This window comes from Aquirufa sp. Wall-65K1 (genome assembly GCF_054558475.1).
The window spans coordinates 58,183-74,451 of the sequence record NZ_JBPXKD010000006.1; the positions used below are offsets into that span (position 1 = coordinate 58,183).

13 protein-coding genes and 2 tRNA genes are annotated in these 16,269 nt (G+C 40.0%); 4 read left to right on the plus strand and 11 right to left on the minus strand.

Annotated elements, in window-relative coordinates; genetic code table 11:
• Window positions 1-47: 47 nt before the first annotated feature.
• From ACST15_RS10155 to ACST15_RS10170, 4 genes are all read right to left on the minus strand, one after another.
• On the minus strand, window positions 48-1,049 hold the full coding sequence (locus ACST15_RS10155) for a glycosyl transferase (protein ID WP_459454543.1): 1,002 nt from the start codon (window positions 1,047-1,049) through the stop codon (window positions 48-50).
• Window positions 1,050-1,135: 86 nt separating this feature from the next.
• Complete coding sequence (locus tag ACST15_RS10160) at window positions 1,136-2,401, minus strand: serine hydrolase domain-containing protein (RefSeq protein WP_459454544.1); 1,266 nt, start codon at window positions 2,399-2,401, stop codon at window positions 1,136-1,138.
• A 143-nt stretch (window positions 2,402-2,544) separates the two neighbouring features.
• Window positions 2,545-2,630: transfer RNA gene (locus ACST15_RS10165), tRNA-Leu, on the minus strand.
• A gap of 40 nt (window positions 2,631-2,670) precedes the next feature.
• Window positions 2,671-2,746: transfer RNA gene (locus ACST15_RS10170), tRNA-Gly, on the minus strand.
• A gap of 98 nt (window positions 2,747-2,844) precedes the next feature.
• Between ACST15_RS10170 and ACST15_RS10175 the strand changes: the two genes are divergently transcribed.
• The gene (locus ACST15_RS10175; protein WP_109321773.1) at window positions 2,845-3,315 is read left to right on the plus strand and encodes an Lrp/AsnC family transcriptional regulator; all 471 of its coding nucleotides are present in this window, start codon (window positions 2,845-2,847) and stop codon (window positions 3,313-3,315) included.
• Here the strand turns inward: ACST15_RS10175 and tgt are convergent, their stop codons facing one another.
• From tgt to ACST15_RS10205, 6 genes are all read right to left on the minus strand, one after another.
• Entirely contained in the window at window positions 3,316-4,449 is a 1,134-nt protein-coding gene (gene tgt, locus ACST15_RS10180; RefSeq protein WP_459454545.1) for a tRNA guanosine(34) transglycosylase Tgt, read from the minus strand.
• A 72-nt stretch (window positions 4,450-4,521) separates the two neighbouring features.
• A complete protein-coding gene (locus tag ACST15_RS10185; protein WP_459454546.1) occupies window positions 4,522-8,172 on the minus strand; it encodes a PVC-type heme-binding CxxCH protein in 3,651 nt (1,216 codons plus the stop codon).
• A 27-nt stretch (window positions 8,173-8,199) separates the two neighbouring features.
• Window positions 8,200-9,312 (minus strand): Gfo/Idh/MocA family protein, encoded by a 1,113-nt coding sequence (locus ACST15_RS10190; protein ID WP_459454547.1) that lies wholly within the window; start codon window positions 9,310-9,312, stop codon window positions 8,200-8,202.
• A 77-nt stretch (window positions 9,313-9,389) separates the two neighbouring features.
• Complete coding sequence (locus ACST15_RS10195; protein ID WP_459454548.1) at window positions 9,390-10,274, minus strand: DMT family transporter; 885 nt, start codon at window positions 10,272-10,274, stop codon at window positions 9,390-9,392.
• Window positions 10,274-11,350 carry an LptF/LptG family permease gene (locus ACST15_RS10200; RefSeq protein WP_459454549.1) on the minus strand — a complete coding sequence of 359 codons (1,077 nt, stop codon included), beginning with the start codon at window positions 11,348-11,350 and terminating at the stop codon, window positions 10,274-10,276. The genes ACST15_RS10195 and ACST15_RS10200 overlap by 1 nt, the downstream gene beginning before the upstream one ends.
• Complete coding sequence (locus ACST15_RS10205) at window positions 11,350-11,748, minus strand: DUF983 domain-containing protein (RefSeq protein ID WP_459454550.1); 399 nt, start codon at window positions 11,746-11,748, stop codon at window positions 11,350-11,352. Before ACST15_RS10205 ends, ACST15_RS10200 begins: the two co-directional genes overlap by 1 nt.
• 111 nt (window positions 11,749-11,859) lie before the next feature.
• Between ACST15_RS10205 and ACST15_RS10210 the strand changes: the two genes are divergently transcribed.
• From ACST15_RS10210 to ACST15_RS10220, 3 genes are read left to right on the plus strand one after another with little or no spacing between them, the layout of a single operon-like run.
• Window positions 11,860-12,297, plus strand: a complete 438-nt coding sequence (locus ACST15_RS10210) for a hypothetical protein (protein ID WP_459454551.1) — start codon at window positions 11,860-11,862, stop codon at window positions 12,295-12,297.
• A 1-nt stretch (window position 12,298) separates the two neighbouring features.
• Window positions 12,299-12,811 carry a D-glycero-alpha-D-manno-heptose-1,7-bisphosphate 7-phosphatase gene (locus ACST15_RS10215; protein ID WP_459454552.1) on the plus strand — a complete coding sequence of 171 codons (513 nt, stop codon included), beginning with the start codon at window positions 12,299-12,301 and terminating at the stop codon, window positions 12,809-12,811.
• Window positions 12,812-12,815: 4 nt separating this feature from the next.
• Window positions 12,816-13,721: an aldo/keto reductase gene (locus ACST15_RS10220; RefSeq protein ID WP_459454553.1), complete on the plus strand. Its 906-nt coding sequence runs from the start codon at window positions 12,816-12,818 to the stop codon at window positions 13,719-13,721.
• An 87-nt stretch (window positions 13,722-13,808) separates the two neighbouring features.
• Here the strand turns inward: ACST15_RS10220 and rnr are convergent, their stop codons facing one another.
• Complete coding sequence (gene rnr, locus ACST15_RS10225) at window positions 13,809-16,070, minus strand: ribonuclease R (RefSeq protein WP_459454554.1); 2,262 nt, start codon at window positions 16,068-16,070, stop codon at window positions 13,809-13,811.
• Window positions 16,071-16,269: the final 199 nt, after the last annotated feature.

Sequence of the window (16,269 nt, forward strand, 5' to 3'; positions counted from 1 at the left end):
CTATTTAAGTCTAGATTTTGCTTTAAACAATAGGTAAGTTCGGTCGATTAAATTTGAACTTTATCAATGAAGTTGATCACCTTTTGGAAGGGTAAATTTAGGTATTTTCTAACCCGTAAAAAACGTTTTCTTGGTTTTGCCACGGGTGTTTTGATGTAAAAACAAGGAAATTTCTTGTATATTTCGTGCCCATTTTTTATCAAAATTTGTGCGTATTGGTCAAAAATGGTCGCTACATCCGGTTTTTCTTGGAAGGTATAGCGGTTTTGGTACTTGGAAATTTCGGTTGGATTTTCAGGATGATAACCTGAAAAGTGGAAAAAGATGAGTGGAACGGCATCATTCACAGAATAGGGAATATTTTCACCTGTTAAAGTTCTTTCATGCAGGTTCCAGTAAGCCATATTGAGGCCTAAATGCCTACTAATAAATACATCTTCAAAATAAACCGGGGCAAAATTCACCCATAACTGATCGACAAACATACCATTGGCCAAATCAATGTAGCATTGATCGCGGAGGCGTTCTTTCCACCAATGTAAAAAAGCTAGGGTATTGGGGCTACGTTTGGTACCAATGAATCCTAAATTAAATATCCCTGTATTCAATAGATCCGTTTCTTGCGGACGAGAGGTGTCTGGGTAAGGGCTTAGGATGTGAGGAGTTAAAACTAAACTATGGTTTTTTAAAGGAGTTTCGATTTCGCTCAAGGCTTGAAAAACCAAAATATCGGGATCAAAATAATGTAGTATTTCGGCTTCTGGATAGGTATTGTACACATATTCCATGAAAAATGGCTTCACGGCAGTGTTTAATTCGGTGATATTATATTTCTCACACATTTCATCCAAATCCTCTATTCCGATGCTGTGGAGTTCAATCAAAGGATAGGTTGGCAATTGGGATTTATCAATGCTGGATTGATCCAAACGATCAACCAATCCTATTAAAAAGGAGTAATCTGGATTGTGTTGTAGAAGAGAATCGCCCAATGATTTAGCTTGTGCTAAATAATTAATGGAGCAAATGGTAAGGACAATTTTTTGCATGATATGAAACCAAGATTTGTCAATTTTTCAAAAATTGACAAATCTAAGTCAACAAATCTACGGCGACAATTCGAGCTTGACAAATCCTAGCGTATCAAACTGCTATAAATGACATTTTCTACCTTTCTGCTGTAATCAAAATGTGAGTTGGGAGTATGCTGCGTCATGATGAGACAAATCATATTTTCTTTAGGGTCTGCCCAATAGGTCGTACCATAATATCCTCCCCAGTTGAATGAACCTTTGTTTCTCCCATGTAATTGGCTGGATTTTTCTGAGGTTATAGAAAAGCCTAGTCCAAAATTATCGGCTCCACCTTGGATGAAATCTAGCTGTGGACTTACCATAAGTTCAACGGTTCTTCTTCCTAAAATCTGTTTTCCATTGTATTTGCCTCCATTGAGAAGCATTTGAAGGAAAATGGCATAGTCAAAAGCGGTAGAAGAAAGCCCTGCGCCACCCGAGAAATAGGATTTTTTATCTAGGGGATAATTGGGGTTAATATTTCTGAAATTAGGGGCCCAAGCGATAATCTTTTTTTGTGCATCTTCGGTATAAACACCCGGAAGTCTGCTCGCTTTCTCCGCTGGAACATTGAAATAGGTATCTTTCATTCCGAGCGGTTCAAAGATGTTTTTTTGTAGGTATTCTTCCAATGTTTGGCCACTTATGACTTCGATGAGGCAGCCCAATAAGTCCGTATTGAGGCCATAGGTAAACTTTTCACCGGGTTGATGTTCCAAAGGTAATTTGCCAAGAATTTTCATTTTTTCCAGAAGATTGGCAGGAAAAGTCCCTAGGCCTGAAGGAACACCCGCTTTAGCATAAATAGCTTTCATGCGCTCAGAACCGATATCAGCATATCCTATTCCAGAGCTATGTGTTAACAAATCGCGAAAGGTGATTTCTCTCTTAGCGTTGATGTAGGTGAAAGTGGTATCAGCAGGATTATAATCTTGAATGACTTTGGGCTTTTTAAATTCAGGGATGAAATCACCTATGGACTGATCAAGGCTAAATTTTCCTTTTTCGTACAATTGCATGATGCCTACGCTGGTAATGCCTTTGGTTTGGCTCATAATTCGGAAAATGGCATCTGCTGGCATGGGCTTTTTAGAAGCTAAATCTTGGTATCCATGACCTTTATAATGAACTACTTGATTATCTTTTATCACGATGGTTACGGCGCCGGTCAACCAATTTTTGTCTACATATTGTTTCAAAACTGTATCTACATAGGCCAATCGCTGGTTGTCGATACTAGGATGCGGTTTAATGACAGGAGAAAGAACTTGCCCGTAATGGGTTAAGCTGATGGTAATTAAGAGGAGGGATAATAAACTTTTTTTCATGGGTCAAAAGGTTCTTTGGATTTTATACCAAGTTAAAAGGAATTCAGGAAGAATAATAATGGCAAAAATTTTTAGGCAAGTATTTGGTTTTTTAGCAACAAAAAACCCCTCCAATTGCTTGGAAGGGTTTTTGTCGATTATCGTACCTGGGATGGGAATCGAACCCATACGAGCGTTTCGGCTCACAGGATTTTAAGTCCTGCGTGTCTACCAGTTCCACCACCCAGGCGGCCCTGTAAAACTCAAAAGCACCGTGGGGTGCTTCCAAGTGGAGCGAAAGACGGGGTTCGAACCCGCGACCTCGACCTTGGCAAGGTCGCGCTCTACCAGCTGAGCTACTTTCGCATTTTCGTGGGGCAAAATTAAGAACCTTTGCTTATTTATGCAAGGGGAAACGTAAATTTCCCTTAAATATTCTATAATTTTGTTTTTTCTAACATTCCATGAACATCACAAAGCTAGATCAAACCGATCACAAATTGCTGGAAATTTTGCAACAAAATGCCAAAATTACCAACGCCCAATTGTCGAAGGAAATTGGACTTTCTCCCGCTCCTACCTTGGAACGTGTCAAGAAATTAGAAAGTCTTGGAATCATTCAAAGCTACCACGCACAAGTAGATCGTGATAAAGTAGGTTTAGGTGTAACTACTTTTGTTACAGTGACTTTAACAGGTCATAAGAAGCAAGTGACCGAGTCTTTTGTTCGACAAATCAATCAAATACCAGAGGTAATTGAATGCCATCACGTGACGGGAGCAGGCGATTTTATGTTGAAGATTATTTCTAAAGATATCTCCACCTATCAGAAACTCATGTTGGAAAAAATCAATGAAATAGAAGAGGTATCTGCTACCTCTACCATGGTGATTTTATCGACCTTCAAAGAATCAAAAGTTTTACCAATTCCTTGATTATAGTCGCTGCATTAGTTGTGGAATCATGCGATTTTTCCAAGAAGTGAAATTTCCTTGAAGGATTTCTTTGCGCGCTTCTCCTACTAACCAGAGGTAAAAACGTAAGTTACAAACACTGGCGATCATTGCTCCGAGCATCTCTTCGCAGCGAATCAAATGCCTAACATAGGCCTTGCTGTATTGGCCATGAAGGGTATCGGCAAAGGCTGGATCTATGACAGAAAAGTCAGATTTCCACTTTTCATTTTTAATATTGATGATTCCTTGGGTAGTAAAAATCATGCCATTTCGGGCGTTCCTAGTGGGCATCACGCAGTCGAACATATCTATTCCCAAGGCAATACCTTCCAAAATATTGGCGGGTGTTCCTACCCCCATCAAGTAACGGGGTTTGTCTTTAGGTAAAATATCAGTTACCTCATCCGCCATTTCATACATGTCTTCAACAGGTTCTCCAACGGATAATCCTCCGATGGCATTTCCAAATGCGCCCTTCTCTGCAATGTATTCAGCCGATATTTTACGGAGATCTTTGTAAACACTTCCCTGAACGATCGGGAATAGGGCTTGATTGTGGCCATATTTGGGTTCTGTGGCCTCGAATCTAGCAATGCAACGATCTAGCCAGCGGTGGGTCATTTCCATGGATTTGCGGGCGTATTCATAGGTACATGGATACGGCGTGCATTCGTCAAAGGCCATCATGATATCGGCGCCAATGGTTCTTTGAATGTCCATGACAGATTCTGGACTAAAAAAATGAGTACTTCCGTCGATGTGGGATTTAAATTTGACTCCCTCTTCCACAATTTTTCTACCTGTTCCAGCCAAGGAGTAAACCTGATAACCACCCGAATCCGTTAAGATAGGCCCGCTCCAAGAATTGAATTTGTGTAATCCTCCAGCAGCTTCTATAACCTCCAAGCCTGGTCTAAGGTATAAGTGGTAGGTATTTCCAAGTATGATTTGGGCCTTAATAGGGTCTGTCAATTCAGAAATATGGACCCCTTTTACGGTACCCGCTGTGCCAACAGGCATAAAAATGGGGGTTTGAATAGTACCGTGGTCGGTGGTTAAGCTACCTGCTCTTGCCTTAGAATGGGCATCTGTGGATTGAATCTCAAATTTCATAGCACAAAGGTAGGGAAAAAATAAAGCGGTACATGAGTTCACATGCACCGCTCCTTTTTATTTGCTATTGGATTATTCTACTTTCATCACCCCATTCATAATTCTCCAGTGACCTGGGAATGTGCATAAATACGGGTAATTACCTTTGGTGCTAGGGGCTTTAAATACCAATTTAGCTCTTCCATCGGGATCTACTAAAGCAGTGTAAGCAAGCACTTCAGGGATATTCGGGATATAATTCTTCTGTGCTCCATCGGCTGCCGTAATCATCTTGTCGGCTGCTAAACCAATTTTCTCTTGACTTCCCATTTGGCCAATCACCAAATTGTGTTGCATGGCATCGATATTCTCAAAAATGATTTCCACATTAGCTCCTGCAGGAACACTGAATTCACGAATGTCAAATTGCATAGCTTCTTTGACCGTTTTGATGACCTTTCTTACTACATTGGCAGAGCCCGTGTTAGTGGCAACTTCTATTTTCCAAGTGGCCGCTAAACGCTCGTAATAATCGAAGTCGCTAGGACGAATGGATGCGCCAATTTTTTTGAAATAGGCCAAATTATCGGCTGACAATTTGGGATCTTTTTTGGCATTCCATGTAGCAGATGCTCCTTTTAATGCCGCGCCAAAGGCAGGCGATTCGATGATCTCAATGCTCTTCAAGGCATTTACTACTTCATCTCCTGACCAAGTTGATGCTCCACCACGGAAGACCTTTTCCATCATGTAGACATTCAATGAGCTAGGTCCACTTACTTCCAGCGCTTTGCGGTAAGTATTATTGTTACGAACACTTTCTGGCAATGCCCCTGTTTTGTCAATCTGAATCTCCATATTGTATGAACCTGCTACATCAGCCGTCCAACCAAAATTACCTGTCCATGGGCCATTGGTATTTTTAGTAACAGAAACCGTTTCTCCTGGAGCCACACCATCCGTAAAGGTGAAGGATTCCATATCAATTCGACGGCCCATACCTTCAATCTTTAAGAATACAGGTAAAACCGTTCCCTTGGCCAAGGCCTGATCTCCTTTATTTTTGATGCGAATGACAAAAGAGCTGTTTTCTCTTAGTTTGAATTGTCCTCCTCTTATTTGAACCTCAGCTACCACTAAATCTAGTCCTGTGCTTTGGCCATCTATACTTGGATTAGATAACTCTTTGCCTACTTTTTCAGCTGTAGCTACGGGTTTTCTTTTTCCTTCGCTAAGGATGAAATCCTTCATTCTTTGGCCACCCTTAGCCATTGTCCAAGCAGAAAATGCTTCTGGTAACCAACGATCACGGTTATTTTGTTCCTTGGCAATTTTTGCGTCCATGGCTTTATTCAATGCTGGACTTTCAGGCATTTCTATGCTAGCTAATACGGCATGTAAAGCCACCAAGGTATCGGCATCATTCAATACATTTTTTTGTACCAAGACTTTGGCCCAAGCGTCAGTTCTAGGCAACACTTGTACTGCGTTTTTACGAACAGCAGCACTTGGGTGAGATAAAGCTTTAATGAGACCCGTTTTAACGGTAGGAAGTTCCAAAGCTTGTAAGCCTTCTAAAGTTCTAAGGGCATGAATAGCTCCCACATTTAAGCCTAACTCATCCACTTTTTTGTTCGCAATAAGTGCCAATAAAGCAGGAACGATATCTTTTTTACCTCGCTCTACTAATAACCTTTGTGCATGTAAACGCCAGAATAAATTGTTGTTTGATAAGGCTTTGATACAAGCTGCCGGATCATTTCTAGATAATTGGATAGGCTGGTAGGCAGGAGCTTGATTCCAACCTACTCGGTAGATACGTCCATGGGTATAATCACGTAAATCCGTTTCATAGGCATTACCCGTTCCGTTGGAGAATCCTTTAGGAACAGGATTGTGTTGAATGATGAAACTATACCAGTCTGCAATCCAAACGGCACCGTCCGGACCTACTTGAGCAAATACTGGAGAAACCCATTCATCGGCACCAGCTAATAGGTTAAATGCTTCTTCATCGTTATAGTCGCTTCCCGTTTTCACCATCTTATTTTGGTGGACAACGTGTCCGGTCGGTTCTGATACGAAAGCGATTTTATTCCAATATTTTTTAGGGAAAGAGCGAGCAGAATAGAAATTATGACCTGCTGCTGCCGTAAAACCGCCAAAAACGTCTACCTGACGCACTTTCTTCGTGATCGGTTTCATGTCTTTGTGGGTATCGGTACTTTTACTTCCATTGAATGAAAATGGAGCTTGCCAGATATTTTTGTGAGGAATCGGAATATACCAGCCGTGCGAGTTATTGGCAGTAGATCCGAAGGCATCACCTGCTTCATTGAAATCAAAGCCCCAGGTATTGTTAGAGGTGTTAGTCACATGTTCCATTTTGGACCCATCAGGTTTGAAACGGAAAAAGGCATTGCCGAAATTGAGAGAATCGCTACCCACTTTTCCTTTGAAACCCGAGTAACCCACTGAGCCCCAAATCCAGTTGTCGAAACCATAATGTAAGTTCGAAGGTCCCGCATGGGTATCACCTGTTCCAAAACCTGTAATAATCACTTGCTTAACATCAGCCTTGTCATCACCATCAGTATCTTTTAAAAATAAGATATGAGGTGCTTGAGAAACAATTAAGCCGCCATTGGCGAAGACCATACCCGTTGGAATACTTAAACCTTCCGCAAAACGGGTAAATTTGTCGGCTTTGCCATCTTTATTGGTGTCTTCACACATTAAAATGTAGTCACTACCTCTTGAATTTTTTCGTTCATTGGGATAATCCTTGGTGATTAAAACAAATAAGCGACCTTTTTCATCCCAAGCCATGGCAATAGGGTGCATAACATCAGGCTCAGCGGCAAAAACGGTTAGGTTAAAATCAACAGGAATTTGGATGTATTTGACCGACTCTTCTGGGCTCAAAGGTAACTGCTGTAATTGCGGTCCTTGACGCTTTTCATAGTTTGGCAAATTAGCTTCACGATAAGCCAAAGGGGCTAATTTCAAATTTTCTAAAAGCGTAACTTTGTCCTTACCCACAGCATATAAAATACCTTGTTCCACTAAAGTTTGAAAGCCTACAGTTTCCCAGGTTCTTTCATCATGACCATAAGCCGTATAGAAGACATTTCCTTTACCATAAGAGCGTACCCAAGTGTAGGGTTCAGTCGCTTGGCCGGGTTTATCTTTGGCTTGTTCTGGACCGATGATACGGGATTGAATCACGTTATTATCGGCTTGTAATTGGCTATGCAAATAGGTTTCATCCACAGTTTTAATTCCAGGGAAACCTTTTAAAACAGGGTGTTGCGCTTGAACATTTTGGATGCGAATGGAATCCATTTTATGGCGCCAAAATTGTCCACCAACCATTTTTACATATTCCGGAGAATTTCTAAAACAGAAAGAGGCACAGTGTAAGGCGACCAATCCATGACCAGAACTGATGTAATCCAACAAAGCCTTTTCTTGGGGTTTTGGAATAGAATCATGATTTGCAAAAATGATCAAACCATCAAACTTATTTAAATAGCTTGGATTTAGGTCTTTCAGAGACTCCGTATAGGTTAAGTTGATGCCTTTGACACCTAAAGCCGACTGCAAAGAAGGAAAGCGGTCAAGGGGTTTATGATGACCACGATCACCTAAAAATAGCATTTCTAGCCTTCTAGGCTTTTGGTTTTGTGCCAAAAGCTGAAAGGATGCAGCCAATAATAAGAGGAAACAAGTAAATTTTTTCATGTGACGTTTTGCCTAAGGGAATAATGATTAAAATTCAGGGATTTCGATGATCTTACCCCCTTGAAGAGCGGATTCGTGGGCTAAAATACCCACTGAGGTCCAGTTGGCCGACTGAGGAGCATTAGGGAATGGATCGCGATCCTGTGCTAATGCTTGTAAAAATTCATTGACTAAATGGGGATGTGAACCACCATGGCCTCCGCCTTGGGTAAAGGATAGGTGAGTATTTTCGTTTTCGTCGTATACCCCTTTGGTGGTAAAACGTTGAATTTCCTCAGGTAAATAATGCGCGAAATCTGGAGTTACCACTTTTTCAGGAATTTCAGGCTCAGGTTTTTTGGCCGTATGTACTACAAGTTCTTCACCTTCTATCAAAGGCCATTCCACACTTTTCTTAGAACCATATACTTCAAAACTTTCACGGTATTGACGGGCCACGTCAAATAAGGAGCGATATACAACAGCACTAAGGTCTGAGTTACGGAATTTGATATGAGCTGATTCTACTGCAAAAGGAGAATTATAATGCTGAATCAATTCTTCGCGAATGGTTCCTGAACCAAAGCAAGAAACATATTCAGCTTCTAAACGAAGTAAACCCGCCACAGGTCCTACGCAGTGAGTTGCATAGTGCATAGGAGGCAAACCTGGCCAATAATCTGGCCATCCATCCATATCTTGTTGGTGTGAACCTTTCAAGAATTGAATCTTCCCTAATTCACCTTTTTCATATAATTCTTTGATGTAAAGAAACTCACGTGAATAAACAACCGTTTCCATCATCATGTATTTTTTCCCCATTTTACGGCTAGCCTCCACAATGGCCTTACATTCTTCTACGGTAGTGGCCATAGGAACCGTACAAGCTACGTGCTTACCAGCTAACAATGCTTGAAGGGTTTGTTGGGCATGTAAATGGATGGGGGAATTGATATGAACGACATCCACGTTAGGGTCTTGGATGAGTTTTTCAAAGTCGGTATACCGAGTTGCAATTCCATAAGCGTCACCAATTGAATTCAATTTTTCCTCGTTTCTTTGGCAAATGGCATACATGTTAGCCAATGGATGCTTTAAATAAATAGGGATGAATTCGGCACCAAAACCTAGGCCGACAATGGCAACGTTGAATTTTTTCATAGTAGATGGTATAATTAATAATTTGAATGAAGTTTAAGGCTTCATGCGTTTGATTAAAAGGCAATATGCGAATTTTTTTACTCTTTTTTACCTGATTTTATCAAGAAAGGATGAATCATCACCGTCATAACCAAAAGCGATGTACCCCAGTAAAAACCTGAATGCATAATTTCTTTACTTCCAAAGATAAAAACGGCTAGTAAAATGCCATACACGGGTTCTAAGGTGATGACAAGATTGATGGAAAATACCGAAAAAACGCGGTATAATCGGATGGTTTCGGTATAGGCATATACGGTGCAAACAATGGCCAAAATACTAATCCAAAGCCAATCCATTCCTAGGGGTATAAATTGTGGCAAATCACTTGAAAAACCATAAATCCATACGATTCCTGTGATGATGCCTGCAGTAATCATTTCATAAACGGTAATTAACCGAGGGTCATATTGGTGGGTATATTTTCCATTTATCACCGAAAAAAGCGCACCAAAGAAACCTGAGGCAATACCCATCAAAAGTCCTAAAGCTTGAGCCTGCTCCACAGAGAAAATAATGATTAAAGCTATGATGACTAAGACACCTAGAAAAACCTCAACTCGTTTGATTTTTTCTTTTTTGGTCCAAGGCTCAAGGAGACTAGTCCAAAAGGTTTGAGTAGACAATCCGGCTAGGCACATGGCCACGGTTGACACCTTAGCCGCACCAAAAAATAAAAGCCAATGTAAAGCGATGAAAAGTCCATTTAAAATCCATTGGTACAGAATTTTCTTGGGGACCTGAAAAGCTACTTGTTGAAAACGTAGGATACCCATTAAAAAGACAGAGCTAATCACGCAACGAAAAAATACGATACTGAGGGCATTGGCTTGAGTAGCATTTCCTAAGATGGCCGTAAATGCATATAGAAGCACAATGAAGTGAATCTTCAAATAGTCAACAAATCGAGGAGCTTGTCTCATTATCTTGGAAGGGTATAATAGAGACCAACACCAATACCGCTAAAAATGATATTAGGTAACCATACGGCTAGTAGCGGAGGCATTCCACCACCTTCGGCGATACCTTTGCTCATCATGAAAAAGAGGATGTAGACAAAGGCCAAGGAGAAACCTAAAGCAATTTGAAAGCCCACTCCTCCACGAGATTTACGTGCAGAAACTAAAAACCCAATGATGGTTAAAATGATTACAGAGAAAGGGTTGGCAAAACGAAGGTATTTTTCAATCAAGAAAATTTCAATTCCATCGGCACCTCTTGAACGAACTAACTGTATATGTTTTTCTAATTCAGGTAGGGTAAAGGTTTCATGTAACAAGTGTTTATTCTGGAAATCTTTTGGAAAAAGATTAAGCGTGGTATCTATTTTTGTGCCAAATACGATACCTGTTTTACCAGCCTCCAAGGTTCTAATTCGGTAGTCATGAATGGTCCATTTTTTGCGAACAGAATCCCAGGAGATTCGGTCAGACATCAGCTTTTGTTTGATTTCATTGTCAGCGATTCTCTCTAAACTGAAGCGATAACCTGTGTTAGTGCTATTGTCGTAACTTTCAATATAGGCATAGATTTCGGGTGCAATTTTGATATGAACATCTCGCTTATCAAAGAAATAGGTATTGTTGATGTATTTATGTTCAAAAGGTACTCTGATTTTATTGGCATTGGGGACAATCCATCCAATCATAATGAAAGTGCCAATGGCAACAATGCCAGATCCAATTAAATAGGGACGCATGAGTCGTGTGAAACTCACTCCAGAGCTTAAAATAGCGATGATTTCTGTTTTAGCCGCCAGGTTAGCGGTAAAGAAAACGGTGGCAATAAAAACCATTAATGGACTGATGTAATTAGCCCAATAGGGTATAAAATTCAGGTAGTAGTCGAAAAGGATTTCATTCAATGGAGCTTGTTTACGGATAAAATCATCGATTTTTTCGGTGTAATCAATCACCATGACAATCAATACAATCAGAAAAACAGCGAAAACATAGGTTTTCAGAAATTTTTTCAGAATGTATAGATCCAGAATTTTCATTAGTTAGCCTTTGAAGAACCTGCTGCCTCAGGTTTGTATTTAACCATGGAAAACAAGTGAATGAAGATCACACGAGCCATTCGGAAATTGAACGGAACCATGAGTAAAGAAACTAATGTAATCGGAATGATATAGCCTTCGGCTGAAGGGTCGCCAAAGAAATTGTAAATAATGACACCCCCAACAATCATAATTCCCACTGTGAAAGCATAAGAAATATACATGGCTCCAAAAAAGAAACCAGGCTCTACTTCATAGCGTAAACCACAAGAAGGACAATGCTCGTGCATTTCACTGAACTTGAAAATATTCCACCATTTATGAGTAAAAATTCGGCCTTCATGACATTGAGGGCAACGCGCCTTGACAGCGGCTCCTAATTTGGATGGATTCGACATATTTTCTAGTTTAAAAAGACAAAGGTAAAGAAAATTCAAGGATTAATTTGAAAGCGGTGGGGCATCTTAGGGGAATTTGTATCTTTGTAAATAACTAAACTCTACCATATTATGTATGCTATTTTATTGAATGTACACTCGTATTTACGTTGGCTAGTTCTCATCTTAGGAATTCTAGCAATTTACCGAGGGTTTAAAGGAGCTCAATCAGGGGCACCATTTTCAGAGTCTGATAGAAAATCAGGTTTATTTTTCTTGATTTCGGTTCATACTCAATTGTTGATTGGCTTGTTATTGTATTTTGTATTTAGTCCAATTACCCAAGCGGCATTTGCTGATTTTGGAGCGGCGATGAAGGATCCTGCTATCCGATTAATTGCGGTTGAACATATCACCGTTAATATTTTGGCAGCTATTTTAGTAACAGTAGCTTATTCAAAAAACAAAAAAGCGATTGCTGATGCTCAAAAACATAAAAATGCTTGGTTGTTATTTGGTATAGCTTTATTGTTGATTTTAAGTCGTATTCCTTGGGCTCGTTTAGCTTAGTATGAGCAATAAATGTGTTTTTTTGGATCGGGATGGTGTGTTGAATGTAGACCGAGTTGATTATGTTTACCATCTTGGTCATTTTATAATTCCTGAGGGGGTTGTGGAGGCATTGAAAGCATTGAAAGCAGCAGGCTATAAATTAATTGTGATTACCAACCAAAGTGGTATTGCCAAGGGGATATACGAACGAAAAGACGTTCAGTTAATTCATGATGCTCTTCAAGAAGCTAGTGGAGGAGCCTTGGATGATTTGTATTATTGCCCTTATCATGAATTACATGATAGTGCTTCATTAACTAGAAAACCGGGTTCTTTGTTGATAGAGAAAGCGGCGGCTAAATATGAAGTTGATATGTCTCAATCATATATGGTGGGAGATCATGAAAGGGATATTTTAGCGGGCATGCGGGCCGGCCTTCAGACCATTCGCATTGCCGAGGAGGGGACCCCTACGCAGGCAACATTTTTGGTGAAAAATTTATTAGCAGCATCTAATATTATATTATCGTAGAATTATGGAAAAGATTTATTTGAGTGACGCCGGTCCGAAAGTTTCTCCAGCTATTTATGGTTTTTGGAGATGGGAAAAGGAAAGTGCCAATAGTTTAAAAGACATGGACCAAATTGTTCATTTGTGTTTGGAATTAGGCATTAACACCTTTGATCATGCTGACCGATATGGAAAGTACAGCTGTGAAAGCCTTTTTGGAAAGGTCCTTGCCAATAAATCTTTTAAACGTAGTGATATTGTTTTATTCTCTAAATGTGGCGTCAATATTCCAGATCCTTCTCGTCCTGAGATTCGTGTGAGCCATGTGGATAGCTCGGCCAAGCACATTACCTCCAGTGTTGAAAATTCTTTGAGAAATCTACAAACAGATTACCTGGACGTATTTTTATTGGATCAATTAGACCCATTGTCTGATTTAGAAAGTACGGTTTTGGCCCTAGAGAAATTAAAAAGTGCGGGTAAAGTAAAAAATATTGGTGTCTCCAATTTTTCTGTTTATCAGCATCAATTATTGGAATCGTTTTTGTCGATACCTGTTGTTTCAAACCACATAGATTTAAACTTACTGAATACTTCTGCCTTAGATAATGGAGCTTTGGATTATGTTAAGCAAAAATACATGCGTCCATTAGCCGTTTCCCCTTTGGCGGGAGGCCGCATCGAGCACGGCACAGATGAGTTGGCTTTAAAAGTCCGCAAGAAATTGGTGGAAATGGCGGAAAAATATGAGAGTAATATTGAATCCATTGCGGTTGCTTGGATTGTGAAATTAGGGGCCTTACCTCTGATTGGAACCTTAGAGGAAAAGCGCATTCGAAATATTGTGAATTCGTTTAAAGTTAAATTGGATCATCAAGATTGGTATGAATTATACCACACAACACGTCCATCTCCGATGGTTCAAGATTAAAGGATACTTTTGCAGAGATTTGTCAACTTTAGAAAGTTGACAAATCTTAAAGTTGACAAATCTCTCCCAGTCCTAAGAAGAAGCAACCTATCTTCTTTTTCGACCAATATTATTTCTACGGTCTTTGCCTCGTGGAATTACATTAGCGGGCCTACCTTCTCTTCTCCTAATTCGGTTATTACCAAATCGATCTCCCCCTGATTTCATTCCGACTAACTCAAGGTCAATGGTTCTTTTGGCCAAATTGGTATCTCGTACTTTTACTTTAACGGCATCTCCAAATGAGAAAACGCGGCCGTTGGATTTACCTACAATTCGGTAGTTTTCCTTGTCTAAATCGTAATAATCATCATTTAGGTCAACCATTCTAACTAAGCCTTCACAGGAGGTTTCCCCTATTTCTACAAAGATTCCAAACTCGGTTACTCCAGTGATGATACCATCAAAAATCTGGGGTTCATGCAAGGACATATACTCAACTTGCTTATACTTTACAGAGGCTCTTTCTGCATCGGCAGCTAGCTTTTCTCTATCTGAACAATGTTTACATTGAATTTCTAGAGGAGCCCTTTCTGGGGAGGCGCCTTTATCCAAATACAATTGAAGTAAACGATGCGTCATGACATCGGGATAGCGGCGTATGGGGCTTGTAAAGTGGGAGTAGAATGGGAATGCTAAGCCAAAGTGACCGATGGCATCGGTACTGTAGCGGGCTTTGGACATGGTTCTCACAGCCAAGCTTTGTAAAACATGTTCTTCTGCTTTCCCTTCCACATTTTCCATCAAGGCATTAAAGGATTGGGAAACTTGTTTGGGTTCCGTAGAAACTTGATAACCAAATTTCTTAGCAAAGGCAGAAAATACCCGTAATTTTTCAGGATCAGGAGCCTCGTGAACTCGGTAAACCATGGTATTTCTGGGTTCCGTTTTTTTCAATTCATGAACATACTCAGCCACTTTTTTATTGGCCATCAACATGAATTCTTCGATTAACTTATGGGCATCTTTTCTTTCTCTTGGGAAAACGGCCAAAGGTGTACCATTTTCATCCAATTCAAATTTCACCTCAACGGTTTCAAAATTGACTGAACCATGCTTAAATCGGTATTCACGTAGCTTTTTAGCAATTCGATTTAAATCCTTAATGACAGGCTCGTAAGCATCGATTTCTTCTCCCTCGTTTTCTATTAAAACTTGCGCTTCCTCATAGGCAAAGCGGCGATCCGAGTGAATGACCGTTCTACCGAACCATTCCTTGACAATGATGCCATTGGGGTCAAACTCTAAAAGCGTGGAGAAGGTTAATTTATCTTCATGAGGTCTTAAAGAACATAATCCATTGGATAGTTTTTCGGGTAACATAGGTACTACCCTGTCAACTAAATAGACGGAAGTGGCTCTTCTGAAAGCTTCTTGATCCAAAACACTTCCCGGTTTTACATAATGAGAAACATCCGCGATATGCACTCCTATTTCCGTATTTCCATTGGCTAATTTTTGGTAACTAATGGCATCATCAAAGTCTTTGGCATCTTTGGGGTCGATGGTAAAACTAAGAATCTTACGTAAATCCTTCCTTTTTTTGATTTCTTCTTTAGAAATTTCGGTGGAAATAGCTTCTGCGGCTAATTCAACCATTTCTGGGAATTCGTAGGGCAGGCCAAACTCGGCTAAAATGGAGTGCATTTCTGTCTCATTTTCCCCTGCTTTTCCTAAAATTTTAATTACTCTCCCTTCCGCTTTTTTACCCGGGGTTCCCCAACGAGTTACCTCCACAATCACTTTATCTAGGTGGTTGGCTTGCAAGGTTTCTGTTTTAGGAATGTAGATATCCTCATAGATTTTTTTAGAATCAGGAATGAGGAAAGAATAGTGAGGAGTTACCTGAATGACACCCACAATTTCAGATGATTTACGCTCTAAAATTTCAACAACCTCACCTTCTGGGCGATCATTTTTCTTTTTTTCAGAAGGTCTTCTAGCTTGCACTCGAACTCGATCACCATCTTTGGCATTCATCAAATCAGCCGTAGCTACCCATACATCTTTGCTTCCATCATCAGGAATAACAAAGGCGAATCGGGCATTGACATGGTCTACTCGGCCTTCAATTTGAAAAGATTCATTATCGAAACGGTAATTACCATCCGATTGACGGATTAACCGGTTTTCAATGACTAGTTTTTGGACCAAATCAGCATAGAGCTCTTTGGTTTTACGGTCTCGAATGGCAAAAGCCTTATGAATTTGGTTAATTGAATACGAACGGTAGTCGTTTAATTCAAAAAACTCTAGGATGTCTTTTTGTAAACTAGCCAAAAAACGTTGTTCCTTTGGGGAAGTTGGCATAAAATTGAAATTTAAAACTTACCCGAAGGTACGGGTTTTTAGTTTTAGAATGATTATCAGCTGTTTATTTCCTTTCCTTCGGAGAAATTCCCTGATTGAACAAAAGGGTGTAAGCATAAAGTGGCTATTTCAAGAAAATGTTTCTTCTGGGGATTAATTCCCTAGGCTTCATTCCTTAATCCTAATTCTATTTAGTACT